The sequence below is a fragment of the Shewanella sp. cp20 genome, assembly GCF_000832025.1.
Taxonomy (GTDB): domain Bacteria; phylum Pseudomonadota; class Gammaproteobacteria; order Enterobacterales; family Shewanellaceae; genus Shewanella.
Window position 1 is genome coordinate 24720 of sequence record NZ_JPII01000056.1, and the last position, 24451, is coordinate 49170.

The following is a 24451-nucleotide window of genomic DNA, read 5'->3' on the forward strand; positions in this document are numbered from 1 at the left end:
ATGTTGGCCCTAGCCTCTCAGTCACAGCTGGATCTCGCGCACTATTATCTGCAGAAGATCTTGCTGTCGTCCGTCTATGATGTCGCCAAGGTGACGCCGCTCTCCAGCCTTAATAAGCTGTCGGCGCGCCTCGGGTGTCAGGTATTTCTCAAGCGTGAAGATATGCAGCCGGTGCACTCCTTTAAGCTGCGCGGCGCCTATAACCGTATCGCCGAGCTGAGTCAGGAGGAGTGTCAGCGCGGTGTGGTGTGCGCCTCGGCGGGCAACCATGCCCAGGGGGTCGCCATGTCGGCCTCGGCGCGAGGAGTCAGCGCGGTGATCGTCATGCCTCAGACCACGCCGGATATCAAGGTGGATGCCGTGCGTCGTCTCGGCGGTACCGTGGTGCTGCATGGTCAGTCCTTCGACATGGCCAACGAGCATGCTCAGCAACTCGCCCGCGATGAGGGGCGCATCTATGTGGCGCCGTTCGATGACGAGGCGGTGATCGCCGGGCAAGGCACGGTCGCCCAGGAGATGCTGCAACAGCAGCGGGATCTCGAGGTGGTGTTTGTGCCCGTGGGCGGTGGCGGCCTAATTGCCGGGATCGCGGCCTACTATAAGGCGGTGATGCCCCAGGTAAAGATTATCGGGGTAGAGCCGGAAGACTCGGCCTGCCTCAAGGCGGCGCTGGAGGCCGACGAGCGGGTGGTGCTGCCACTGGTGGGCCTGTTTGCCGATGGCGTGGCGGTGAAGCAGATTGGCGCCGAGCCCTTCAGGCTGGCTCGCGAGTATGTGGATCAGGTGGTGACTGTCTCTTCGGACGAGATCTGCGCCGCGGTGAAGGATATCTTCGAAGACACCCGTGCCATCGCCGAGCCTGCGGGGGCGCTTTCTCTGGCTGGACTGAAGAAATATATTGGCGATGAGGGCAAGGGGCAGAAGGTCGCGGCGATTCTCAGTGGTGCCAATGTCAACTTCCATAGCCTGCGTTATGTGTCCGAGCGCTGTGAATTGGGTGAGCAGAAGGAGGCGATTCTGGCGGTCAAGGTGCCGGAGCGTCCGGGGATCTTCCTGCGCTTCTGTGAGCTGCTGGAAAAGCGCGCCATGACAGAGTTTAACTACCGCTTCTCCAGTCGTGAGAAGGCGGTGGTGTTTGCCGGCATTCGCCTATCTCACGGTCAGGCGGAGTTAGATGAAATCGTCGCCAGGCTCGAAGGCGATGGCTTCGAGGTGCAGGATCTGTCTCACGACGAGACAGCCAAGCTGCACGTACGTTACATGGTCGGCGGCTTGCCGCCCGAGCCGCTGCAAGAGCGACTGTTCAGCTTCGAGTTTCCCGAGCATCCGGGCGCCCTGTTTAAGTTTCTCACCACCTTGCGCAGCAAGTGGAACATCAGCCTGTTTCATTATCGCAATCATGGTGCGGCCTATGGCCGGGTGCTGGCCGGTTTCGAGGTGCCTGAGAGCGATAGCGTCGCCTTTCAGCAGTTTCTTACCGAGCTGGGTTTCGTCTATCAGGAAGAGACTCAGAGCCCGGCCTATAAGCTGTTTCTGGATAATCGCGAATAATCGTTTTTGCTTTCGCGAGCAGAGACAAACTTTAACGGTTAAAGGGCGCGATGGCGCCTTTTTTTATGTTATCTTGCAACAGAATCAAAGCAATAAGATGCCAGCCATGGCACGAAAATAACTGTTCATCCGTAGGGTGATGATGGGGCGTTTATCATCTCGTCATCAAAACAAAACGACAGTTAGCCTTAACCCTAACTTCTCAAGCTAAGGCTTGATAGAGGATATGAGATGTTAGCAGCACCCAAAGTTACCCCCTTTAATCCCCCGCGCCGAGTCTTGATGGGCCCGGGCCCGTCCGATGTTTATCCCGAGGTACTGGCGGCGCAGGCAAGACCGACCATAGGCCACCTTGACCCTTTGTTTGTCGGCATGATGGATGAGCTTAAATCGCTGATCCAATATGCGTTTCAGACTGAAAATGCCATGACGCTGGCGGTCTCTGCTCCTGGCAGTGCCGGCATGGAAACCTGTTTCGTTAATCTGGTCGAGCCGGGTGAGAAGGTGATCGTCTGCCGTAACGGCGTATTTGGCGAGCGTATGCGCCAGAATGTCGAGCGCGTCGGTGCCACCGCCATGGTGGTCGATAACGAGTGGGGCACGCCTGTGTCACTGAGCGATGTCGAGGCGGCGCTTAAGGCTCATCCCGATGCCAAGTTCTTGGCTTTTGTGCATGCCGAGACCTCGACCGGGGCGCTGTCGGATGCCAAGGGCTTGTGCCAGCTGGCCAAGGCTCACGGCTGTTTGTCTATCGTCGATGCGGTAACCTCCCTCGGCGGCGTGGAGCTAAGGGTCGACGAGTGGGGCATAGATGCCATCTATTCCGGCAGTCAGAAGTGTCTCTCCTGTGTGCCCGGCCTCTCGCCAGTTTCATTCTCGCCGGCGGCAGTAGAGAAGCTTAAGGCGCGTAAGACGCCGGTGCAGAGCTGGTTTTTAGATCAGAGCCTGGTCATGGGCTACTGGAGTGGCGATCAGGGCGCGGGCGGAAAACGCAGCTATCACCATACGGCGCCGGTCAATGCCCTGTATGCGCTGTATGAGTCGCTCCGCCTGCTCGCCGAAGAGGGGCTGGAGAATGCCTGGGCGCGTCATCAGTCTATGCATGGCTTGTTGCGTGATGGACTGGAAAGTCTAGGGCTTAAGTTTGTGGTCGAGGAATCTTCGCGCCTGCCGCAGCTCAACGCCGTCTATATCCCTGAGGGCGTCGACGATGGCGAGGTGCGTAAGCAGCTGCTTGAAAACTATAATCTTGAGATAGGTGCCGGACTGGGTGCCCTCGCCGGTAAGGCCTGGCGTATAGGCCTGATGGGCTTCGGGGCGCGACGCGAAAATGTCGCCCTCTGCCTAAGAGCGTTAGAGGAAGTGCTACGTTAAACCAACTGCAAATCTAAAAAAGGGGCTTAGGCCCCTTTTTTGTTGTTAGCGCCTCCCTGTTTAGAGGGAAATCCTTCGATTTAGTCTATCGTGGTGCCATAAGCGATGAGCGCCAGGGTCGCTAGTATGGTCACCGAGGAGAATATGGTGCCCAGTATGGCAAAGATCTTCTTGCGTTGTTTCTGAACCAGGCCGCCAATCCCCAGTCCCAAGCCTACCAAGGCCAGGCCGATAAAGGCAAAGATCAGCATACCGACGATGATCGCCTCGGGAGAGGTTTCATCTATGCCACCGGGCGTGGTCGCCTCTAGGACGCCGGCAATGGTGACCAGCGCGAAGATGAGCAGAGTCGAGAGAATACTCAGAATGAAGGCGGCGATACCAAGGCCCGAGTGTTTTAACGCTGGTGCGGTTGGTGTGCTCGGCGCCTGCATAGCGGGCTGAATGTTTGCTTGGCTATGTAGCTGAGAGTTTGGCTGAGATTCTGACTGAGAGTTTGATTGAGTGAGTGCTGAGGCGGTTTCTGGTGACGGCTCAGACGCCGCGCCCTTGTCGATGGATGCTGTGTCCATGAACGATTCCTTTCGTTGAAGAGTGTCACTCAAAGCATACCTAAGTCTCTCCCGGCTGTCTTTAAAAATTTTGTCGATAAAGGTGAGGTAAAAACTTGTCTAACCTCATAATAATATTGCCTTTGTTTTGTCTGATTCAGGGGCTGTTTTCCCTTGATGATGAGGGCATATTTTGTGCCCGAATATTGCCTTGAAATAGGCTTTTTCACCTTGTTTTGATCTGGATTAATTCGGCTGTAGATAGTGCCTTGCCAGCAGTAAAAATTGGGACTAAGGGGCTAAAATTAGATCAGGGAGCCCAGAGGGCTTGCGCTTTGGGTTGTTCGTAAATCCTCTGAATCTTGCCTTAGGGAGATTCAGCCAACAAAGGAGCTTGTTATGCGATCTTTCTTCCCCTCCATCTTTCATAAAGATGATCCGCGAACCGCTCTGCATTCGCGGCTAGACAATGTATTCGATGATTTTGCTAAAGACTGGTTAACCACTTGGCCCAACACCCGCGCCGAGATGGGTGTCATGCCTGCCATAGATGTCAAAGAATGTGCCGAATATGTCGAAATCAAGGCCGAATTGCCCGATATGGAAGAGAAGGATATTGACGTCGACATCCGCGGTAATTACCTCACCATCAGCGGTGAGAAGCGTCATGAGCAGGAGAAAGATGAGAAAGGCTATCACCTGAGAGAGCGCTCATTCGGCTCGTTCCAGCGGCAGATCCCTTTAGGTTTCAATATCGACGCCGACCAGATCACTGCCAAGTACAAGAAGGGCGTGCTCGCCATTCATGTGCCAAAACCTGCCGAGTTGCAGCAAGTTGCTAAGAAGGTGAAAGTCGATTTCCACGAATAACAGCTTTGATTAACCAATAGCAAATCAATCGATTGAGTAAAGGCGCCTAATTGGGCGCCTTTTTATGTCATTGATTCTGTGCTGCTAATGCGAGCTTGGGCAGATTGACTAACTCACGCCACCAGGCAACACTCTCTGGCGTGTTGTGAATGTCGAGTATCTGTCCCACGACTGGGGTGACGAGCGGCGTATCGGCATCGGCGGCCAGGGTGGCGATTCGCTCAAGGGGCTCATACCAGCTGTGAAAGGCCAGGTCGAAGGTACCATTGTGGATCGGCATCATCTGACGCCCACCCAGATCCAGGTGCGCCTGCAGGCTCTGCTCCGGGGTCATATGAATGCTGGGCCAGTCTTTATCATAGGCTCCTGTCTCTATCATGGTGAGATCGAAGGGGCCGAACCGCTCGCCTATGGCCTTAAAGCCGTCGAAATAGCCCGAGTCGCCGCTGAAAAACAGCTTACTCTTGTCAGATTGAATGACGTAGCTGGCCCAGAGTGTCTGGTTCTTGTCGAGCAGCCCCCGGCCGGAAAAGTGTTGGGTAGGGGTCGCCGTGATATAGATATCATCGAGGGTTACGCTCTGCCACCAGTCCAGCGATTGCACCTTATCTCTGGTCACGCCCCAACGAAAGAGGTGTTGCTCGACGCCTAGGGGCACGATGAAACGCCTTACCTTGTGGTGGAGCTGCTTGATGCTGGCCTCGTCCAGATGATCGTAATGATCGTGGCTGATCAGCACACCGTCGATCTCGGGCAAGTCAGTTAGGCTGATGGGCGGTTGATGAAAGCGTTTGGGGCCAATAAAGCTGAAGGGGGAGGCCCGGTTGCTAAAAACGGGATCGATCAGCCAGGTTTGACCCGATATCTTGAGTAAGATGCTCGAATGGCCCAGGCGGATCACGCTGTCCTGGGTGTCAGGGAGTGTGCTCAGACGCTCGCGGGTCAGGGACATCAAGGGGATTGCCTTCGAGGGACTGGCATCGACTCGCGTCTCGGTCAGGTAACGCATCAGGATGGTGCCCATACCGCTGTTCTCGGTGAAGTTGGCGGCGGTATTTTGGTAGCCTCCATCTGGCTTATGGTGTGCGGCGGGGTCTCTGCTACTTTGCGCAGTCTTGGTGTCAGTGGCCAAATCTGCTGGCGCCGCAGAGGAGTTGATTAGGTTAGATGTCAGCATGCCGCCTCCGAGTATGATGCCAAGTGAAATGAGATATTTGCGTTTCATTGCAGTTACCATATGTAAACTAGTCAGTGTAGTTTACATAATCTTGGTTTAAAAAGTAAACTAATAAGTGTAAAATAATTTAAGTTCGCCAAGGTAAACCTAATAAGTTATTTAAAATGAAAGAGAAAAAATTAACTCGCTCGGAGCTGAAACGTGCGGCCATCGTAGAGGCAGCCAGTGTAGAGTTTCAAAACAAGGGATTTAGCCTGGCGAGTATGGATGACATTGCCAAACGTGCCGATGTGTCCAAGCGTACCGTTTATAACCACTTCCCCAGTAAAGAGGCGTTGTTTAGTGCCATCATGCTAGAGATGATGGAGATGCTGTGCGCCTTCGAATCTTTGCCCTTCGACGAAAATAAGAGCCTGAGCTCGCAATTGACCCAGTTGGTACAACATGAGATTAAGCTTTTAAGCAATAAAGGTTTTATCGATACGGCCAGGGTGATCATTGCCGAGGCGATCCACAAGCCTGAGCTGATCCAAGATGCCATGTCGGAGTTCAGCAAGCAGGAGTCACCCCTGGCAAACTGGTTTAATCAGGCGATCGACGCCGGTGTGTTAAAGGCCAAGGATAGCGAGACTCTAGTGGTTCAGTTTACGGCCGTGATCAAGGCTTACTGCTTCTGGCCTCAGTTGATCCAGGGGGAGCCGCTGCCGAGCCAGGCCAAGCTCGATGAGATCACCCAAACCGTGGTCGAGATGATCATCAAGCAATATACCTAAAGCCACTTGGCTAGCCTCTATCCTAGGCGGTTAACAGCTGCAATATGATGGCAAGGATTAGCACTGGGCAGACATACTTAACGTACACAGGCCAGATGCGCCAGAAAAAACCGTCGAGGTTGGCGCCCTCCTGGGCGGCGATTGAGTTTAGCAAACTATTTCTGTGCCATACCCAGCCGGTATACAGGGCGATACCCAGGGCGATAAAGGGCTGAGCACGCTCTGTAGTCAGGGTGATCACTAAGCCAAACAAGGCGTCGAAGTTAAATACCATAATGGTCGCCAGCAGGGCGATTGCACCGCCCACTAGATAGGTGGCGCTGTGGCGCGGAATCTTGGTCTTCTCCACCATATAGCTGGTGGGCACTTCGACGATGGAGATCGCCGATGTCAGCCCGGCTATGGTCATCAGGATAAAGAAGACGATGGCGATCGACTGCCCCGCGAGGCCGCCCAAACTATCAAACAGAGCCGGTAACACGGTGAAGACCAAGGTATCGGCGTTGAGCAGGCTGCCATCTTCGGCGAATATCGCGACGCCGTTATGCTGCGCCACATACATGGCGGGAATGATCATCAAGGCGGCCAGGAAGGCGACACTGGTGTCGGTGAGTGTCACATAGGCGGTCAGCCTGGCGACATTTTCCTTCTGATTCAAATAGGCGCCATAGACCATCATGGCGCCCGTCCCCACTGTGAGCGAGAAGAAGGTCTGCCCCAAGGCGCCGATTAGCACCTGCGGCTCCCAGATCCGGTCGAAATCCGGTATCAGCAGCGCGCTTAATCCTTGGTCCGCTCCGGGCTGAGTCAGAATATAGCCCACCCCCAATATCAAGATCCCCAGCAGTAGCGGCATGAGTCGTTTGGACCAAGCCTCGATCCCCTGCTGCACGCCTTGGCGGATCACTAAGATCACCATGAGGATAAAGATTAAGGTGAAGAGTAAATTGCGCTCCAGCGAGAAGCTCGTTAGCCAGTGGGCAAACTCTTCTGCTCCCAACATCTCGGCCAATGGGGCCAGGGTGAAGCTGACAAACCAGCCCGATAATATGCTGTAGAAGGTGCAGATGAGGGTAGCGGTAAGGATAGAGGCGAAGCCAATCGTCTTACCCAGCTTACGAGTCAGGGCGTTGCTGCCAAGTTTGGCCATGGCGTCTGCTGGGTTGGTTTGGCCATGGCGGCCAATCATGAGTTCGGCCACCAACATGGGGTAGCCCAGTAAGAAAATCAGCACCAGATACACTAAGAGGAAGGCGCCGCCACCATGGGTTGCCGCCTGGGTGGGGAACCCCCAGATATTACCGACGCCAACGGCCGATCCTGCTGCCGCCATGATAAAGCCTATACGTGAGCTGAAATGCCCTACATCTTTTGTGCTCATTTATTTCTTACCCAGGTGCTAAAGAGGGCGCATCATAGTGCTTTATTTTAGTCGGTCAAGGGTGAGAAATAGCGTCTTTACAGGTTTTTGCTTTATTATTTTGTCTCAAAATTGCCTTTTTATGATGAAAAATTTCGCCAAAAGGCTTTTGGTGGGAAATTATTGCTTCACCTTTGCTGAGGAACACCTTGACGCAATCGAATTGCGTGGTCAAAAAAATGGAAATTTGTGCAATTTATCAAGCTTTATCGTCCTGAGCCTCGAGTTCGGGTAGCGGAATAGCGGTGCGGTTCTTGACCTGCTTGAGCACGAAGCTTGAGCGAATGCCGGCGATATGCGGATTACTGGTGAGCTTCTCCAGTAGAAATGTTTGAAGGCATCCATGTCTCTGACCAAGACCTTGAGCTGGTAGTCGGCGTCGCTACCCGTGAGCAGGGCGCATTCGAGCACTTCATCATAGGTATCTATGGCCTGTTCGAATGCATCGAGTATGGCTTGGGTATGCTTCTCCAGGCGCACCTGCACATAGGCGGTCAGGGTCAGCTGAAAGTAGGGCGCATCGACCATGGCGGCATAGCCGGCGATGATACCCGCCTCCTCCATCGCCTTGACCCGGCGCGAGCAGGGTGAGGGCGACAGGCCGACACTGGCCGCCAGATCTTGGTTGGCCATGCGCCCCTGGGCCTGTAATAACTTGAGGATCTGAATGTCGGTCTTATCGAGTTGTAGTCTTGTCATCTTTGTCGCCAGATAAAAGTGAAATGTTAGTCTTGCCTGATGGCGCGCCATCTCTCAACGCTCAGCAGGGAGAACAGGGCGATAGCGCCGCCAAGCAGGGTGGCGGCCAAGATATCCTGGGGCCAATGCATGCCGAGTAACATGCGGCTAAATCCCATGGTCAGCGCCCATAAGCATAACAGAGACGTGAATAAAAACTGCTGCGCGGACAACAAAAAATAGCTGACGACTAAGGCAAGCGTCACGGCAAACAGGGTGTGGCCGGAGGGAAACGAGAAGCCTACTTCATGTTGCCAGTGCTGGGCTATTTGGGGGGAGAGGGATAGGTCCGTCTGCTCCGTCAGTTTAGTCATCTCTTGCGCCATCAAAGTGCGCCGCGCCGGTGCACTGGCCTGATAAAAATCACTTAGGGAAAGACCCTGATTGTCTGCCAGCAGCTGGACGTTGGGTCTGGGATGGCCGAAGTAGGGCTTGAGAAAATGATTGAGCACCAGGCCGATCCCCATGGCCAAGCTAACGCTAAGCAGCAGTGGCACTAGCTGTTTTCGCGGCAGTAACAGATAACAGATGAGCAGCAGGGCAAGCACAGTGAGTATGCCATAGGGCGCCGTTCCCAGGCTGGTTAAGCCATAGAGTAGCTGCGCCTTGATGGAGTCTAGCTCGAGCCAGGGAAATAGGCTGAGGCCACCCAGATAGAGCGCGGCGGGAATAAGTGCTAGGCCGCCCCAGAGGAGTAACAGATAAGCGTAGGGATTTAGCCGATCGTTTCGTGTCATAAATGCTCCCTAAAAAGCGCTAGGCTAACCTGCCGCGGTGATGCTGGCTAGCTCGGCGTTGTATTTAGTCGTTCGCGGCCCGCGGCGGCTCGACCTGGTGGCGGGTCAGGTACATCAGAACCAGCAAGACTAGCATCAGCAGCCCTGAACCCATCAACAGCGCATAGTCTTCCAGCTTCAATATGGAGTAGAGCACGCTGTAGAGCGCCAGCAACATGATGGCCATGAAGACGCCCCGCTGGCGACTGGCGGTGACGCTGGCGATATAGGCCGAGACTGATAGCAGTGGGACGGAGGCGGCCATCAGGTAGGCGTAACCGAAGCTGATATGTTCCGACAGAGAGAGGAGCAGCAGATAGAAGAGGGCCATGGCGCTGGCGACCAGCAGATACTGAATCGAGCTTAGGGTCTGTTGTTGCCCAAGTTCGAAGATCAGCAGCATGATGCTGGTGAGCATGATAAACAGTAGACCATATTTGACCGCGCGTTCGATCTTACCGTAGTGGGTAACCGGCTCAAATAGGGTCGCCTGAGCCGCTATCTCCTGCAGGTTAACTTCTTGTATCTTGGTGAATACCTGCGGATAGTTGCGGGTCAGGTGGCTCACGTCCCATTGGGCGCTAAAGCCCTCGGCGCTGATCTGCCGCTCGGTCGGTAGCAGGCCGTGGAAGCTCGGATGAGGCCAGTCTGCCGATAGTGTGACCTGGGTCTGTTGCCCTATGGGCAGCACTGAGATCCCTTGGGAGCCGCGCAGGCTGATATCGAAGTTTACCCAGAGTTGCTGGTTGTCAGATTGCAAGGTGATTGGCTGATGAAACCCTCTGTCTAGGCCGCCGAGCTGCTCCAGACCTGTGCCTGGCATGAGGCGTTGGGGAGCGGCCTCCTGTTGATCAATCTTAGCCGTGAAGCGGTTGATCTTGTCGATGGCCTGGTTGGCAGAGATGCCAAACACCAGCCTGGCTCGCTCGGGGTGCAGGCTGACTAAGTTGGCCGGAGTGTAAGGTTCGAGGCGAAAGTGCGCCGAGCCGGTGACCCGAGATTGATAGACGAGCGAGCGAAAGATACCGCGCGACAGAAAGCTATGGTCGAGCGAGACGGCGAGATTGAGCTGCTCGGGTAGCACGACCAGCTCGCTGTCGTAGGTGTGCCTTGCCTTGGTCATCTTGCCGGTGTCGCTGATACTCTCCTGCACCACTTCATAGGTGTAGGGGATAACCAGCGCCGGCCCCGCAATAGTCTGTCGCTCGCCCCAGGAGCGACCTATCTCATGGACCACGTCGTGGTACAGATGCTGCCTGTCCGAGGTGAGGCTCTCGATGAGTCCCAGGGGGATCATCGCCACCAGGGTGAGAATGGCGATGAAGATCAGTTTCTTGCTTAGGGGGCTGTTGGCTAGGGGTAACCGACTTAACATAAAATTCCCTCTCAATGACGGTCTGAGTGTATTGCGCCATTACACCATAACTCTTGCCAGACAGGCGGGCATTAGGATGGCAAATTGTGGCAAAACAGAGGCAATTGAAAATGAGCAATCGAAAGCCGGGCCAGCGGAGGAAACTGTCGGAAGAGGCAATAAAAAAGAGCGTCGGGCGCTCTTTTCTTGTGGATGGGCGCTATAGGCGCCGCCTTACGCAGACAGGCTTAGGCGTCGTCTTGCTGTCTGAGTCTGGCTTCCAGGGCATCGACCTGGGCCTGAAGCGATTCCAGCTTCTCGCGGGTCTTCAAGAGCACGTGCTGCTGCACATCAAACTCTTCGCGCGAAACCAGATCGAGTTTCATCAGCTGGTTTTGCAGTATCTGCTTGCTCTTCTCTTCAAACTCACCGGCAAACTGCTTAAGCCCGCTGGGGAGGTTATCGCTTAGCTGCTTAGCTACTTCTTCGATCTTTTTGGGGTTAATCATCTTTTCTGTCCGCCATTGGCCGTTTAATGCTATGCCCGAATTGTACCTAAGCCTACTGGGATGACAACTAAAAACCGGTGGCTTGGCCCCGTGTTGGGGGCGGGCTCACGTCTGAGGCAGGCCGGTCACCTGCGGTTAAGCTCAGGGCAAAGCCTGGATATTTTTGTCTGAGCTATGGCAAAGATTCTGGTATGATCCCTGGCCGATCTTAAGATTTCTCTAGTTGGTAGCCGTTAGTTAATGAAGCTCAATCCCGGTCAAAATGATGCTGTTCACTATGTCTCTGGTCCCTGTCTGGTGCTTGCCGGCGCGGGCAGTGGTAAGACACGCGTGATCATCAATAAAATTGCCTATTTGGTACAGAAGTGTGGTTATCAGGCGCGCAACATCGCCGCGGTGACCTTTACCAACAAGGCGGCGCGGGAGATGAAGGAGCGTGTAGCCCAGTCGATGGGGCGCAAAGAGGCCAGAGGGCTGTGGATCTCGACCTTTCACACCCTGGGGCTTGAGATCATCAAGCGGGAGTATAAGGTGGTGGGCCTCAAGCCCGGCTTCTCCCTGTTTGACGATCAGGACACCTTGGCGCTGCTGAAAGAACTCACCGAGAAGGAGTTCGATGGCGATAAAGATCTGTTGCGCATGCTGATGACGGCGATCTCCAACTGGAAGGGCGATCTGATGACGCCGGATCGCGCCATCAAGAGTGCCCGAGATGAACAGTCACAGCTATTCGCCCTGCTCTATCAGCGCTATGCCCAGCATATGAAGGCCTACAACGCGCTGGATTTCGACGATCTTATCCTGCTGCCTACCTTGCTGCTGAGACACAAGCAGGAGGTGCGCGAACGCTGGCAGAAACGCATTCAATACCTGCTGGTGGATGAATACCAGGATACTAACACCAGTCAGTATGAGCTGGTGAAATTGCTGGTGGGTGAGCGCGCCCGCTTTACCGTGGTAGGTGATGACGACCAGTCCATCTACTCCTGGCGTGGGGCCAAGCCGCAGAATCTGGTGTTGCTGGGACAAGACTTTCCCGCCCTTAAGCTGATTAAACTGGAGCAGAACTATCGCTCGAGTCAGCGGATCTTGCGGGCGGCCAACATATTGATCGCCAATAACCCACACGTCTACGACAAGTCGCTGTTCAGCGAGCTGGCCTATGGCGAGCCGCTGCGGGTGTTGATCGCCGCCAACGAGGAACAGGAAGCCGAGCGTGTGGTGGCAGAGATGATTCGCCACAAGTTTGTGGGTAAGACTCAGTTTGGCGACTATGCCATCCTCTATCGGGGCAACCACCAGTCGCGCCTGCTGGAGCGGGCGCTGATGACCAACCGTATTCCCTACAAGCTCAGCGGCGGCACCTCCTTCTTCGGCCGCGCCGAGATCAAAGATATCATGGCCTACCTGCGTCTGGTGGTGAACCCTGACGACGACAACGCCTTCCTGCGAGTGGTGAACCTGCCTAAACGCGGCATTGGGCCTGCGACCCTGGAGCGTTTAGGTAACTTTGCCAACGAGCTGCACATCTCCATGTTCGAGGCGATATTTAAGCCCGAGCTAAATGATCATCTGCCGCCGGCGGCCATGTCGGCCCTGTACCAGTTTGGCAAGTTTATCGTCGACACGGGGGAGGCGGCGACCCGCGGCGAGCCGGTCGAGGCGGTGAAGCAGCTCATTCGCCATATCAACTACGAAGATTACCTGTACGAGACCAGTACCAGTGCCAAGGCCGCCGAGATGCGGATGAAGAACATCTCCGAGCTATACCGCTGGGTGACCGAGATGCTCGAGGGCGATGAGCTGGACGAAGGCATGACGTTGCCGGAAGTGGTGACCCGTCTGACACTGAGAGACATGATGGAGCGCAACAGCGAAGATGAGGCAGGAGATCAGGTACAGCTGATGACGCTGCACGCCTCTAAGGGACTGGAGTTCCCCTATGTCTTCATGGTGGGGGTGGAGGAGCGTATCTTGCCCCACCAGACCAGCATAGATGAAGACAATGTCGAGGAGGAAAGGCGCCTGGCCTATGTGGGGATCACGCGGGCCCAGCGGGAGCTGTGGTTCATGATCTGCCGCGAGCGACGACAGTTTGGTGAGGTGATGCGCTGTGAGCCTAGTCGCTTCTTGATGGAGCTGCCTCAGGACGACCTCATCTGGGAAAACCGCAAGCCCCCTCAGTCCGAGCAGCAAAGAGTGCAATCGGGCCGGGCCAATATTGCCAACATACGGGATATGCTGAAGAAATAATTGGGCTAGCTTAAGTGGATGGATATCTCTGCCTAGGCAGAGATGCTGCCGCTGCGAGACAGGCTTGGTTCAGGCAGTTTACTGGGGTCGATAGACTCGCCCAGCGCCTGGCCCTGACCTTGCTCGAAGCCCAGGCTGACCAGCTGCTGCCTGTGCAGATCCGTCTTAACCCCTTCCACAAACAGGGTCAGTTCTAGCGCCGATGCGGTTAGCTGATGCGCCTTGAGCAGCCTCTTCTGCTGCGGATTATTCAGGTGACTGATATAGCTAGGGTCGAGCTTCAGGCCGCTCAAGGGCAGGAAGCTTAGGCTGCTCAGTGCGGTGTGGGCACTGCCGTAGGCGCAGAGGCCTATGTTTATTGACTGCTTGGCCAGGATGTCGAAGGCCTGAATATGGCTGTCGCTGTCGGCGACAAAGGCCTTTTCGTTGAAGAAGACCCAGATATTGGCTGGCTTATAGTAGCTCTGCTTGATGCGATTCTTGAGCTTACGCACCGCATGCTTATGCTTGAGGTGCTGACTGGCGACTTTGATATGTAGCTGCACCTTGCCATCGACCTGCTGCATGACCTTGTCATAGTCGCTATTGAGCTGATCGAAGAGGTAGAGATCCAGCTCCTTGGTCAGGTTGCAGTGTTCGGCAATGTTGCTTAGCTGATCTTGCTTTATCTTCCCCAGTTGCTCGTGTTGCCAGTAGAGTCTGGGTTCCAGCGCGATAACCTCCTGGGTCGCCAACGCCATGACGGGGAAATACTGTAGTGCCAACGCCTTCTTGGCTATCGCCTCCCTCAGCTCTATCTCTAGGGTGATGTCGTGGCTCTGCTGGTGACTGGTATTGTGATCAAATATGACGAAGCAGCCCTTGCCGTTGGACTTGGCTTGATACATGGCGGCATCGGCGTCTTTTAAGAGCGATTCGCTGGTATCGCCACTGCTTTGGCCGCTGAAGGCGATGCCAATACTGGCGCCCGAGGTAAAGCTCTGATTTGACAGCTGGTAGGGCTCGCTCAGCTCGCCTAAGATGCGCTCGGCCACCTCGATGGCGTCGCTATTGGTATTGATGCTGTCCAGCAGTATGACAAACTCGTCGCCGCCGATCCGCCCTAAGGTGTCGTTGCTCCTGATGCAGAGGTTGAGGCGACGAGCGGTTTCGATTAGAAAGCGATCGCCCTGCAGGTGACCTAAGGTGTCGTTGATCAGCTTAAAGCGATCGAGGTCGATAAACAGCAGGGCAAATCTGTCTCTGGCATGGCGTCTGACATGTTTGACCGCCTGTGCCAGCCGCTCCATAAACATGGCGCGATTGGGCAGGCCGGTTAAGGTGTCGTGGCTGGCATCATGCACCAGCTGTTGTTCGACCTTACGGCGCTGGGCGATCTCTTTCTCCAGGTCTTGGTTGAGCATCGCCAGGGCGCGGGTTCGCTGGGCGACTTTCTCTTCCAGCTGTTCGTAGCTCTGTTTCAGTGATTCCGCCGATAGCTTGCGCTCGATCGCCGCCGCGATATGTTGCGAGACGAAGGTGAGCAGATCCAGATCTTTCTCCTGGTAGGTCTGCGACGGGGTAAAGCTGTAGATGGTTAGTGCACCCTTGACTATGCCCTGAATAAACAGCGGCACGCCGATCCACTGGTGTATGGTTTCGGCGTAGTTGAGCTGGGGTGCTTTGGCGTACAATTGCTTGTTCTTGATCAGCGTCTTGATATCGCTGCCATCGAGCAGTAGGGGGCGTTTATGCTTGAGGATAAACTCCGTCAGGCCATCGGCCAATGGGCGCCTCTGTGGTGCTCCCACGTTGAGCTGAGAGACATAAAAGGGAAAATGTAGCTCGCGGCCATTGTCCTCGAGCAAGGCGATATAACAGTTGTTGGCCGGGAGCAGATGGCTGAGCACCCTGTGCAGCTCTCTGTAGAAGCTGTGGTGGTCTATGGTCGAGTTGGAGAGCTCGGCAATTTCAAACAGTGATTTTTGCAGGTTTTCCGCCCGTCGCCGCTCGGTCACCTCCTGCTTGAGCTTATCGTAGGCGACGCTCAGCTCCTTGGTCCTGTGCTCAATAGCGGCCTCTAGGTTGTGCTGGTACTGAACCCGCTCGATAACACCCGAGATATGCTGGCTGATGAAGGTCATCAGCTCAACTTCTATGTCGCCATAGGTGATGTTGGCATCATAGCTTTGTACCGCGATCACCCCTATGGTCTGATCGCTGCTGAAGATAGGTACGCCCAGCCACTGGTGGCAACTCGAGCCGCGACTGACGATTTCACCGTTGGCGAGCAGCTGTTCAAACTTATCGTCATCACATAGCAGGGGCTTTTGGCTGCGCAGCACATAGCCAGTGAGTCCGCTGTTGAGGGTGGTAGAGAGTTCTTCACTTGGGTAAAGCTGGCTTGGATGCTGATCTTTCTCATCGACAAAGAAAGGTACACCTAATTTGTTGGTTTCTCTGTCTGTGATGGCGATGAAGAAGTTGTCTGCGGGGAGGAGGCGATTGAGATTGGTCTGGATACCTGCGTAGAAGTCTTCGGCGCGCTCGACCCGAGCGGCAAGATTGGAGATATCCAATAGTGTATGTTGGACGATCTCAGAACGCTTGTACTTCCGAGCCAGGCTCTTTAAGCGAGATATCCTTTTGTATAAACGGCCAACTTCACGGGGTGAATGTTGACCTGTTTTATCCCTAAACATGGTTCCGCCAATCACAAGTAATTATATTTTTTCGCTAGGATTTGGGGTAATGATTATAAATAGCATAAAAAAACACCAGCACCAAGTCATTATTTTGACGTCGTCAGCTTAATATCTCCTTAAATCTGCTAAAACTTGAGCAAACGCGTAAAAAAATATGTGTTTGCTATAGACGCGCAGTAAAATAATCCATACTATATGCGGCGCTAACAAGGCAGGCACCCATAGCTCAGCTGGATAGAGCGCACCCCTCCGGAGGGTGAGGCCGAGGGTTCGAATCCTTCTGGGTGCACCAGTTGGATGAGGGTCAAGTTAGCGTAAAGAAGTCAACATCAGTGGTGATTGTAGCTCAGTTGGTAGAGCCCCGGATTGTGATTCCGGTTGTCGTGGGTTCAAGTCCCATCAGTCACCCCACTTCTTCTTGCAACAGACTTCACGAGTCATTCCAATTTTTGATAAAGTGAAGTGAGGCGGCACCTCGTAAAATATCCATTGTTTCGGTGATTAGCGCAGTCCGGTAGCGCATCTGGTTTGGGACCAGAGGGTCAGAGGTTCGAATCCTCTATCACCGACCAGTTTCCAAGTGAGTGATGTTTTAAGATGTCATTTACTGATACAAAAAGATTTTCGGTGATTAGCGCAGTCCGGTAGCGCATCTGGTTTGGGACCAGAGGGTCAGAGGTTCGAATCCTCTATCACCGACCAATCATAGATAAGCCCCTCGAGCAATCGAGGGGCTTTTTCTTTGCCTGTCTTTTGTAAATAATACCAATCGTAATAAATAATTGATCATTCTAGCTTGTTAAAACGCTCAATAACTGTATTAGCAATTTTTAATTGTAGAATAACGACTTATCTAAAAATCCTGCTTTGTTCTCAAACGTTTTTCCTGCGCTATTTCTGATCACATACTTACTGTGATTGGTATAAGGCCCTCTTTCTATTTATTAAGCCGTATTATCGGGATAAAAAAAGCTGCCTTTTGGGCAGCTTTTTTCGTTACAGCTCAACCCGAGTGGGCGGGTAGATGTAGCCCATGTAGGCGTTGGCCTTGAGCGGCTCGAAACGTGTCAATTGTGGCTGCTCCTGAATACCTGTGACGATGATCTGGATATCCAGGCCTCTGGCGACGTTTACCAGGGCGCGGCACAGCTCGCTGTTGTGCTCGTTCTCGTCATAGTAGGCGAAGGACTGATCTAACTTGACGTAGCTAGGTCTAAGGTTCTGCAGGTAAGACATAGAGCCAAACTGACGACCGAAGTGATCGATGCCGAAGTGGGCGCCATTATCACGAATGATGTTGCACAGGGCCTGACAGGCGTCGGGATCGCTATAGACGCCGGCCTCTGGAATATCAAACACGATACGCTGGGCCTGCTGCGTACTGCTCAGGAACTTGTTGAGCCATTTATGGAAACTGGTATCGCTCAGACTGTTGAAGGTCAGGTTGATGGCGATAGGCTCATCATTACGCTCCAGCAGACCATTTTCCACTATGGTTTCGATCAGGCATCTGTCCAGCATAGACCCCAGTGAGAGCAGCTCGACATAAGGCATAAACTGGCCCGCGTGGATCTCTTTATCGCCTATGGTGAGCTGACAATAGAGCTCACGCTGCACCACCTCATCCTTGTGGGTATGATAGACCGGCTGCCATTTGAACTGGAACTGCTTGCTGCTGATGGCCGCGCTCAAATGTTCTCGCCACTGCTCACGGGTGTAAAGCTGCTTCTCGTTACTCTCGAACCAATGGAACACCTTGTTGTCGGCGATCGCCTTCTGCAATGCGTTATCTGTCTGCGCCAGAATGTCCGATACCGTCATGTTGTCGGTGCGCTGGGCGATACCTATGGCAAACTGCTCGTTAGGCTTACAGCCCGCCTTAGAGATCTCCTGATTCACGGTTCTGATCAGGGTATGCAGGTACTTGCTACTCTGCTCCTGTTCGGCACTGGTGATCAGGAAGGCAAATTCATAGGCGGCGATACGGGCGATGACCGAAGGGGCGATCTCGTCGAGTTGCTCCTGCATCTTCTCGGCCAGCAGGCGTATGGTTTCATCGCGAACCTGATAGCCATACTTGCTGTGCACCTCTTCGAGCCAGTCAAACTTGGCCATCATCAGCGAGCCATTGTTGGGTTCATTCAACCAGCTGTTGAGGCGGCCCATCATATATTGTCGGTTTGGCAGCTTAGAGACTTGATCCACTAGGTTCTTCTTGCGCAGTTCTGTCACCTCTTCGTCCAGAGAGCTGAAGATCTGCTTGAGCTGGTGAGACATGCTGTTAAAGGCTTCGACCACGGATTTAAGCTCAGAGGTCTTGGGAATTGCCATGTCGGGGCCAAACTTGCGCTGGGCTATTTCGGTCGCATGCTCGGCAATCTCATGCAGTGGTCGCAGGATCCAGGTTAGTCCGAAGCGCGCCAGCATGATGGCGAGTAAAAACAGGATAGAGATGACTATGATGGCGTTGGTCAGGGTGCGCCACAGCTCGTTGTAACCAAAGCCGGGGTGGGCGGTGATCTCTAGCTTGGCCAGTTGGATCCAACCCGAGGTAATGGTGCTTTCGCGTTTAATGGTTTCGAAGAACCCCAGGTCGATAAACCATTGGGGGACACCCTCAATCTTAACGTCGTTTTCCCATACCTGTTGTTTGCCATCGACCAGCCAGGTGAGTTTCACCTGTTGGTAATAGCCGCCTTCGAAGATGACGTTAATCAGCGTCTCCGCGCCGACAATGTCACCCGCTTCCAGATCGGGAACCAGCATGATCCCCAGACTGTGGCTGGTGTTATTGAGATCGGACTCCATCTGCTTGGTCAGAAAGCTTTGTGTCTCTGTAAATTGTACATAAGCCAGGCTGATGACAACGACCAAGAACAGGCCAAAAAGCAGTGAGTATATCTGTCGAAACAGTGTCATTGTTTTCGCTACTCCAATCTTAACTTAGGCATTTTGAGTCGCTCAACACCTAATCTATTTTTGAGATCATTCCATTTTTCAAGGCGTCCCGATGAGCCTGCAAGTACACCGCGACCTTTTTCTTTGTTTAGCCACAACTGACGACCGTTAAAGCTGTATACGGGGATCAGATCTTGTCTCTGGGTGGCTGGTTTAATCTGTCTGTCCAGGTTATCCAACACCAAGGGGATGGAGCCGGGCGTTTCATAGTAGGCTAACACCATGTGGTACTGGTTGACCGAGGTGGCCTTGACCATGGTGATCCGCAGCTTGTCATCGGGAATGCCCAGCTGCAGTAGGGTGAAATATTTGGCGATGGAGAAATCTTCACAATCGCCACCATTCACCCCGATAAACTCCATCGGTGTGGCCCAGTAGTTACTGACGCCCCACAACTTGATGTCGTCCACAAACCTAAACAGATTGAAAAAGTTATTTACCTTGGTGATCTTCTCTTGTTCACTCAGCCCCTGCGATTCGTCCAGCACCTTAAACCAGGCGGCGACGCGCATGCCTGCGCGCTCACCGTATCGGGCTTCTAGGGTGGACTTTATGTAGTTGGCGTCGAGTGTTTGTGTCGGAGAAGCGTATAGGCAAGAAAATCCCAGGGCCGTTGCCACAACGCAAAGTTGGCAGACCCTTTGAAAGCGTTTTTGCCTGCCAATTTTGGCCTTCATCTTCTCCGACTATTTTTTTATTTTACTTGTTCATCAACTGTGTAGATGTGCCACTTCATATCGGCTCTGGTGTCTTCACCCGTTACCTCTGCGATCACGCGGCGGTTACGTGTGTGTGCCATCTTGGTATGAGTAGGGTCTACCGGTCTGTCGTAGCTATAGCCTATGGCGGTCAGACGGTCGTTGGCGATACCGAATCGCTCAGACAACAGCGAAGTTACGGCATCGGCGCGGTTTTGCGACAGCGTCAGGTTGTGCTCATAGCTACCCGTCTTACTGCAGTGGCCTTCGATGGTCACCTTAGTATTGGGGTACTGTCTCATGAAAGTCGCAACCATTTCTACCTGATCATAGTACTGGGGATCAATGTAGTAAGAGTCGTTGGCGAACAATATCTTAAGCTCTTGACGCTCATTGATCGGCTTAATCTTACCACAGCCGTAGTTATCAATGTTGGCACCGAGCACAGTATCGTTACAGCGTTCGCGAGCGACAATAACACCATCTTTATCTTTGTCGTTAAGATCGAATACCTGATTGGTTGGGGTATCCATGGTCACTATGTCGCGCGAGGTGCAGCCGCCCAGTAAGGCGACGCTAAGAATAATCAGTAAGGCTTTCATTATTTTACTCCCCCTTCGTATTCGCGCTCACCCTTCCAGACATCGGGGCGAGTCACACGAAGCGATTCCAGTAGTCTTCCTGTAGCGTTAAGGATGCGATATTCTGAGAGGATCTCGTCATATTCGGCATCGAGGTAATCCTTACGCGCTTCAAACAGTTCGTTTTCGGTATCCAGCAAATCCAATAAGGTGCGCTGTCCCAGGTTGAACTGTTGGCTATAGGCGACTTGAGTGTCTTTGGCTGCGATGACGTGATCGCGGATATAGAGCTTCTGTGGCTCTAGCATCTCATAGGCGTTCCAGGCCAGGTTGACTCCTTCGACCACCTGACGATAGGCACGCTGGCGAATCTCTTTCGCCTCACCTATCTTGTAGGCGGCTTCTTTCTCGCGGGCCAGATCTTTACCACCGGCAAACAGGTTGTATTTCACCCTTACCATGGCGACAAGATCATTGTTGTGACCGCCGACATTCTGGTTGGCAAAAATTGAGTAGCCGTCTTCACCGTCCAGGTTGTCATTCCAGTTGCCACCTAATTCCAGCGAGAGCTTAGGGTAGTAGTTGGACTGGGCCGATGAACGCTCGTTCTCTGCCGCCGAGATATCACTGGCGGCGGATTTCAGAATAGGATGGTTTTCCTGAGCAACCTTGAGGCCATCGGAGAGATTAGTCGGCAGCATATCGTCGTCAGGCACGGGAACGATGAGGTTTTCCGGCTCTTTCTCGACGATACGAACAAACTGCGCCTTGGCATCGAAGAAGTTGTTCTTCGCCGCGATCACGTTGGCGTTGGCGCGGGCCAGACGACCTGTGATTTGAGACAGATCGGCGACTGAGCCCAGGCCCGAATCGGTACGCTGTTTGATCTGATCATAGATGTCTTTATGACTCTGCAGGTTTTTCTCTGCCAGGGTCAGCACTTGCTCACTACGGATATAGTTGACGTAGACTTTAGCTACATCCAGTGCGATATCTTCGGCAGCGGCAAACAGGGCCCATTGATCGGCGCTGGCTTCGAAGCTAAAACGATCCACTTCGCTCGAGGTGTAGAAACCATCGAATAGCATCTGCTTGATGCTAAAACCTACTTCGCCACGCATCAATTCGATGACACCATCCTCGTCAACGTCGCCCTGGCCTGCACGGCGGCGGGTAGAAGGACTATTTGTCTGCTCCCAGCCATAGCCACCACTGATATCAACGCTTGGCATGTAACCGGCGATTGCCTGATTGACCTGCTCTTCGCGTGCCTTGAAGCGATTAAATGCGATGCGAATATCTGGATTGGTATCCAGCGTATGGGCGACAGCCTGTTCTAGCGTTTGGCTAGAGGCTGCCCCGGGTATCAACATCGCACTAATGGCGAGTGCCATGGCACTGCGCTTTAGTTGATGCATGGTTTGCTTACTCATTTGGTAACCCCCCTGGTTATTGTTGTGAACTTAACGTTCACGTAGAGCAGTGTCTCTTGCTCTCAAAATTGGATTAAGTATGTACTCCAGAACGGATCTTTGCCCAGTGATCACATCCACCGTGGTTAACATGCCAGGTATGATGGGCATCTGGGTGCCGTCGTCCTTCGTCAAACTTGATAGTTCAGTTCTAACCCTTACAAGATAGAAACTGTTTCCCTCTTCGTCCTGTGTTGTATCGGCACTGATGTGCTCCACAACGCCATTGAGGCCACCGTAACGAGTGAAATCGTAGGCGGTAACTTTAACAACGGCGGGTAAGCCAGGATGTAAAAATGCGATATCTTTCGGAATGATCTTGGTTTCGATAAGTAGCTGATCTTCAGATGGCACTATCTCTATGATGTCGATGCCAGGCTGAACAACACCACCTAAGGTGTTGATATGAACTGTTTTGATCGTGCCGTTTACCGGCGAGACGATCTCGGCCTTGCTCACCTTATCTCGTGCGCCCACCTGAGCCTCGTTGATGCGCGACAGACGTGTCTGCATCTCGTTGAGCTGGGTGCGGGCCTCTGCGGCGTAGACGAACACGGCTTCGCGGCGTTTCAGTATCGCCTCATCCTGTGACGCCTTGACTTTGGGCCTGAGTAGCCTGAGTGAGCTGAGCTCGCCGCGAATGTCGTTGACGTTGCGTTCCAGCTTGAGCAGCTCGACTTCTGGCACAATCCCCTTATCGGCTAGCGGACGGGTAAGCTCAAGTTCCCGGGTTACCAGCTGGAAGCTGGTTGTCAGGGTATTGATCTTCGAGGCCAGCTCTTCGGTTTCCTGCTGCTTCTGTTGGATCTGGCGCGCCAGTATCTCCAGCTGATTGCTCAGGTTGTCCAGCCTGCCCGAGTATTCGTCGCGCTGACGCTGTATCAGGTCGTGTTCGCTTTCGATTAACTCAGCTGGGAACTGTAGCGGCTGCTTGGCAATCTTCACCTGCTCGCGCCAGTCGGCGGCCACATCTGAAATGGTGATGCTGTTGAGCTCGGCGCGCAGACGAATAACGTTGGCCTGCAGGCTATAGACCTCCTGCTCCTGCTGGGCGAAGTCTGAGCGAAAACGGGTATCATCTATGCGTACCAAGGGCTGGCCCTTGGTGACCGTCATGCCCTCACGGACATACAGCTCTTTCATGATGCCGCCGTCAAGGCTCTGAATCACCTGTACCTGAGACGAGGGGATCACCTTGCCTGTGCCTGTCGTGACCCGATCCAGCTCGGCAAAATAGGCCCACACCAGGAAGCTAAAGGCGAGGGCGGTCAGGGCCCAGATGATCAGCCTGTGACTGGTGGGTGCATCTGTCATCATGGCGCCGTAGACGTCATCGACCATCTCGAGATCTTGGGTAGTTAAGTGCTTACTCACTCTTCGGCCCTCCCGATAGCAGTCCCTTGGCGAGCTGGTTGAGTACCTGCTCTTTCGGGCCATCGGCCACCAGGTGGCCGCGATCTAAGACTATGATACGGTCAACCAGATTCAGCAGGTGCATCTTGTGGGTGATAAGCAGCAGGGTGCGCTCCTTGGAGACATTCTTCATGGCGCGAATAAATTGCTTTTCGGCGCGCGCATCTAAGCTGGCGGTGGGCTCATCCATTAAGAGTACAGGCGGATCGTTTAGGGTCGCCCGTGCTAACGCTATGGTTTGGCGTTGACCGCGAGAAAGAGACTGACCGCCTTCGCCGACCTGCTGATCTAAGCCTTCGGTCTCGATATCGGTAAACTGGTTGACGCCCGACAACTGCACCGCACGGATCAGCTGATGTTCGGTGACCTGTCGGGTACCGAAGAGTATGTTGTCGCGGATAGTGCCGTGGAATAGGGTGATGTCCTGAGGCAGGTAACCGAAGTTTCTACGCAGGTCGGTTGGGTGGATCTGTGCCGAATCCAGGCCGTCGTAGCGCAAACTGCCCTTGGTGGGTTGGTAGAGACCGACTAAGAGCTTGGCCAGGGTGCTCTTGCCCGAACCGTTGCGACCTATGATGGCGATACGTTCACCCGGTGCAATCGACAGGGACATGGGGTGCAGCACGGGACGCTCTGAGCCAGGATAATTAAAGCTGACGTGGTCGGTGTTGATCTGGCCCTTGAGACGCTGTTTGCTGACCAGATGGCCCTTGTTCTCAAACTCATCTTCTTGGGTCATGATCTGATCCAGCTGCCTAAGCGCGCTGGCGGTATGGTTGCCTCGGGTCATCAGGCCGGCCAGCTGCGCCATGGGGGAGATGGCCCGGCTCGACAGGATCACCGCGGCGATAATGCCGCCCATAGAGATATCGTTATCGGCGACGCGATATACCCCTAAGATCACCACGCAGACCACAGAGAGCTGTACGGTGAAGTTGGCAACGTTGGTGACCGAGGTGGAGATCTTCTTGACCTTCAGCTGCCAGTTAGCTGTGTGGCCAATCATCTGCTGCCAGCTTTTTTGCACTAGGCCTTCGGCACCGCTGGATTTTATCGACTCGATAGAGGCCAGAGACTCAATCAGATGGCCATGTTTCAGGCCAGAGAACTTGTTGCTCTCTTCGATAGCCGCCTTGAGGCGCGGCTGCATGATCAGGGTATAGGCAATGATAATGATGCCGCCTATCACAGGGATGATGGCCAGATCGCCGGCAACGATATAGATGATCAGCATGAAGAACAGTGCAAACGGCAGATCGACCAGGGTGGTGATGGTCGCCGAGGTTAAGATCTCGCGTA

At 53.7% G+C, this 24451-nt stretch carries 18 protein-coding genes, 4 tRNA genes and 1 pseudogene; 9 read left to right on the top strand and 14 right to left on the bottom strand.

Features of this window, described 5'->3' with window-relative positions:
- Both ilvA and DB48_RS19445 read left to right on the top strand, forming a co-directional pair.
- The gene (ilvA, locus tag DB48_RS19440) at window positions 1-1551 is read left to right on the top strand and encodes a threonine ammonia-lyase, biosynthetic (RefSeq protein WP_041511843.1); all 1551 of its coding nucleotides are present in this window, start codon (window positions 1-3) and stop codon (window positions 1549-1551) included.
- A 231-nt stretch (window positions 1552-1782) separates the two neighbouring features.
- The gene (locus tag DB48_RS19445) at window positions 1783-2925 is read left to right on the top strand and encodes a pyridoxal-phosphate-dependent aminotransferase family protein (protein WP_041511844.1); all 1143 of its coding nucleotides are present in this window, start codon (window positions 1783-1785) and stop codon (window positions 2923-2925) included.
- 80 nt (window positions 2926-3005) lie between these two features.
- Here the strand turns inward: DB48_RS19445 and DB48_RS19450 are convergent, their stop codons facing one another.
- Complete coding sequence (locus tag DB48_RS19450; RefSeq protein ID WP_052813882.1) at window positions 3006-3497, bottom strand: hypothetical protein; 492 nt, start codon at window positions 3495-3497, stop codon at window positions 3006-3008.
- A gap of 378 nt (window positions 3498-3875) precedes the next feature.
- Between DB48_RS19450 and DB48_RS19455 the strand changes: the two genes are divergently transcribed.
- Window positions 3876-4346 carry an Hsp20/alpha crystallin family protein gene (locus DB48_RS19455; protein ID WP_041511845.1) on the top strand — a complete coding sequence of 157 codons (471 nt, stop codon included), beginning with the start codon at window positions 3876-3878 and terminating at the stop codon, window positions 4344-4346.
- A gap of 67 nt (window positions 4347-4413) precedes the next feature.
- Here DB48_RS19455 and DB48_RS19460 read toward each other — a convergent pair whose 3' ends face one another.
- On the bottom strand, window positions 4414-5571 hold the full coding sequence (locus DB48_RS19460) for an MBL fold metallo-hydrolase (RefSeq protein WP_235375449.1): 1158 nt from the start codon (window positions 5569-5571) through the stop codon (window positions 4414-4416).
- 116 nt (window positions 5572-5687) lie between these two features.
- Between DB48_RS19460 and DB48_RS19465 the strand changes: the two genes are divergently transcribed.
- On the top strand, window positions 5688-6296 hold the full coding sequence (locus DB48_RS19465; protein ID WP_041511847.1) for a TetR/AcrR family transcriptional regulator: 609 nt from the start codon (window positions 5688-5690) through the stop codon (window positions 6294-6296).
- Window positions 6297-6318: 22 nt separating this feature from the next.
- Here DB48_RS19465 and DB48_RS19470 read toward each other — a convergent pair whose 3' ends face one another.
- The 5 genes and pseudogenes from DB48_RS19470 to ubiK all read right to left on the bottom strand — a co-directional run bounded on the left by DB48_RS19470 (window position 6319) and on the right by ubiK (window position 11093).
- Complete coding sequence (locus DB48_RS19470) at window positions 6319-7677, bottom strand: sodium-dependent transporter (protein ID WP_041511848.1); 1359 nt, start codon at window positions 7675-7677, stop codon at window positions 6319-6321.
- 238 nt (window positions 7678-7915) lie between these two features.
- Window positions 7916-8415, bottom strand: a pseudogene (locus tag DB48_RS19475) (Lrp/AsnC family transcriptional regulator).
- Between the two features lie 26 nt (window positions 8416-8441).
- Complete coding sequence (locus DB48_RS19480) at window positions 8442-9191, bottom strand: phosphatase PAP2 family protein (RefSeq protein WP_041511849.1); 750 nt, start codon at window positions 9189-9191, stop codon at window positions 8442-8444.
- A 64-nt stretch (window positions 9192-9255) separates the two neighbouring features.
- Complete coding sequence (gene creD / locus DB48_RS19485) at window positions 9256-10605, bottom strand: cell envelope integrity protein CreD (protein ID WP_041511850.1); 1350 nt, start codon at window positions 10603-10605, stop codon at window positions 9256-9258.
- 227 nt (window positions 10606-10832) lie between these two features.
- Complete coding sequence (gene ubiK / locus DB48_RS19490) at window positions 10833-11093, bottom strand: ubiquinone biosynthesis accessory factor UbiK (protein ID WP_041511851.1); 261 nt, start codon at window positions 11091-11093, stop codon at window positions 10833-10835.
- Window positions 11094-11333: 240 nt separating this feature from the next.
- On the opposite strand from ubiK, the gene rep reads away from it, so the two are divergent.
- Window positions 11334-13346 (top strand): DNA helicase Rep, encoded by a 2013-nt coding sequence (rep, locus tag DB48_RS19495; protein ID WP_041511852.1) that lies wholly within the window; start codon window positions 11334-11336, stop codon window positions 13344-13346.
- A gap of 32 nt (window positions 13347-13378) precedes the next feature.
- Here rep and DB48_RS19500 read toward each other — a convergent pair whose 3' ends face one another.
- Window positions 13379-16027: a sensor domain-containing diguanylate cyclase gene (locus DB48_RS19500; protein ID WP_041511853.1), complete on the bottom strand. Its 2649-nt coding sequence runs from the start codon at window positions 16025-16027 to the stop codon at window positions 13379-13381.
- Window positions 16028-16245: 218 nt separating this feature from the next.
- On the opposite strand from DB48_RS19500, the gene DB48_RS19505 reads away from it, so the two are divergent.
- From DB48_RS19505 to DB48_RS19520, 4 genes are all read left to right on the top strand, one after another.
- Window positions 16246-16322 (top strand) — tRNA-Arg (locus DB48_RS19505).
- A 43-nt stretch (window positions 16323-16365) separates the two neighbouring features.
- Window positions 16366-16441: transfer RNA gene (locus DB48_RS19510), tRNA-His, on the top strand.
- 84 nt (window positions 16442-16525) lie between these two features.
- A tRNA-Pro gene (locus DB48_RS19515) sits at window positions 16526-16602 on the top strand.
- A gap of 53 nt (window positions 16603-16655) precedes the next feature.
- Window positions 16656-16732 (top strand) — tRNA-Pro (locus tag DB48_RS19520).
- A gap of 294 nt (window positions 16733-17026) precedes the next feature.
- Here DB48_RS19520 and DB48_RS19525 read toward each other — a convergent pair.
- The 6 genes from DB48_RS19525 to DB48_RS19550 all read right to left on the bottom strand — a co-directional run.
- Entirely contained in the window at window positions 17027-18949 is a 1923-nt protein-coding gene (locus DB48_RS19525; protein WP_041511854.1) for a bifunctional diguanylate cyclase/phosphodiesterase, read from the bottom strand.
- Between the two features lie 8 nt (window positions 18950-18957).
- On the bottom strand, window positions 18958-19665 hold the full coding sequence (locus DB48_RS19530) for a transglutaminase-like cysteine peptidase (protein ID WP_041511855.1): 708 nt from the start codon (window positions 19663-19665) through the stop codon (window positions 18958-18960).
- Window positions 19666-19682: 17 nt separating this feature from the next.
- The gene (locus tag DB48_RS19535; protein WP_041511856.1) at window positions 19683-20288 is read right to left on the bottom strand and encodes an OmpA family protein; all 606 of its coding nucleotides are present in this window, start codon (window positions 20286-20288) and stop codon (window positions 19683-19685) included.
- Window positions 20288-21700, bottom strand: coding sequence for a TolC family outer membrane protein (locus DB48_RS19540; RefSeq protein WP_041511857.1), 1413 nt, complete (start codon window positions 21698-21700; stop codon window positions 20288-20290). Before DB48_RS19540 ends, DB48_RS19535 begins: the two co-directional genes overlap by 1 nt.
- Window positions 21701-21730: 30 nt before the next feature.
- On the bottom strand, window positions 21731-23113 hold the full coding sequence (locus DB48_RS19545) for an HlyD family type I secretion periplasmic adaptor subunit (protein ID WP_041511858.1): 1383 nt from the start codon (window positions 23111-23113) through the stop codon (window positions 21731-21733).
- On the bottom strand, window positions 23106-24451 hold a 1346-nt coding region (locus tag DB48_RS19550; RefSeq protein WP_041511859.1), incomplete at its 5' end, for an ATP-binding cassette domain-containing protein. The genes DB48_RS19545 and DB48_RS19550, both read right to left, overlap by 8 nt.